The organism is Streptomyces polyasparticus (genome assembly GCF_014493765.1).
In the GTDB taxonomy this organism is placed as follows: Bacteria; Actinomycetota; Actinomycetes; order Streptomycetales; family Streptomycetaceae; genus Streptomyces; species Streptomyces polyasparticus.
On sequence record NZ_JACTVJ010000119.1, the window covers coordinates 1 to 1,013 of the forward strand.

Sequence of the window (1,013 nt, forward strand, 5' to 3'; positions counted from 1 at the left end):
CCCATCCAGTAGGTCTTTGCACCTTCAATCCATTTTCTGGCTGAGGTTTGTCGACTTCCTCAATTTTCATAGCAAATGGATTTCTGTCGGTCAGATCGAGGTTTGCCAATGTGTGATTCACCTCACGGTGCTTGGCTTCGTCTGCACGCACTCTCAAGATTAAATCACGGAAAGTGGAGTTTTCGTCAAGTTCTGTCCAGTATTGAATGGCCACTGGTGGAACTCTCATGTGGTCAAATTTGGGAAGTTTTTTTGTGTCGAGTTCATACACCAAATGACTATAAGTACTCACAGCTTCTTCTTCAAGATAACCCACGAATCTGTGACAGTACTTTGGGACCATCAAGTAGCACAAGAAAAACGCATTGCAAAACACACCTTGACCAACATAGATGATAAAACGAGTAAACCAAGAAGGTTGTCCCAACTTGATAAACGTCAATAAATGCATACGCTCGTTATAAGCTTCGTCCAAAAGCGTTTCTATCCAAGCTCTGTCTCTTTTGAGCAATCTAAGAGAATGAAGGTGACGTAAAAATGCAGCAACCATTCCTGGAACCCCGGCAATACTCTCCAAAAAAATGATTCTAGTCAACCATTTATTTTCCGTCATTTCCCATCTTGTTCCCTTGAATCCAGTTTCCAAATCGTGGTCGTTACGTGGTTTCTTGTACCCTGTAACCATATCAAAGCACCACCGGAAAAAGTTGACTCCTCGAAATGCAATTGTATCGGAAACATTACGAGGTTCTCTATGTTCATATTTCACTTCTTCACATTCTTTGGTTCCAAATTCAGGATGAGGAAAGAGATTGTGAGTGATGAACGACTTGTCGTCATGTTTCAATATATCTGACTCATTGAGCACCTTGGTAGAAATATCTAATAAGGAAGTTGATGAGTTTGACGAGGTGGATTTTGCAGCCGTTGATATGCGCATTAAGACCGGAACTCCAACGGCAGAAGACCGGAATGTACCATGCATGGCACTTGCAGTTCTCATTTCAGCCAAT

General features: G+C 42.0%; 1 protein-coding gene. It reads right to left on the bottom strand.

Annotated features, from left to right (window positions below):
- Positions 1-847 (bottom strand): alternative oxidase (locus H9Y04_RS49125; protein ID WP_214662308.1); only part of this gene is annotated, 847 nt, incomplete at its 3' end.
- Between the last annotated feature and the right edge of the window lie 166 nt (positions 848-1,013).